This is a genomic window from Sphingomonas sp. 10B4, from assembly GCF_035019905.1.
GTDB lineage: Bacteria > Pseudomonadota > Alphaproteobacteria > Sphingomonadales > Sphingomonadaceae > Sphingomonas > Sphingomonas glacialis.
On the sequence record NZ_JASJVC010000255.1, the window covers coordinates 1 to 294 of the forward strand.

The following is a 294-nucleotide window of genomic DNA, read 5'->3' on the forward strand; positions in this document are numbered from 1 at the left end:
CCTTGGCCGGTTAAGACTGCGTATGGCGATACACCAGCACGCTGGCATCGTCGCGCTCATCGCCCCAGCGCGCTAAGACTTCGTCAGCCAAATACTGCGCTGTCGGTTTTTGCAGTAACAGTTCTTGAGGCAGGTGCGCCGCTTCATTGACACCATCTGAAAACATCAATAAGCGGTCGCCCGGCAGCAGCGAAACTTGCATAGGGCTTAAAGATACCGGGCCGGCACCGACGATGCCGCGGCTGGCGCTGAAATGAAATTGCCGCTCTTCGGTTACCAGCAAAGTACGTATAT

At 55.8% G+C, this 294-nt stretch carries 1 protein-coding gene; it reads right to left on the reverse strand.

Features of this window, described 5'->3' with window-relative positions:
• Window positions 1–10: 10 nt before the first annotated feature.
• On the reverse strand, window positions 11–294 hold a 284-nt coding region (locus tag QN347_RS19715), incomplete at its 5' end, for a SpoIIE family protein phosphatase (protein ID WP_323494383.1).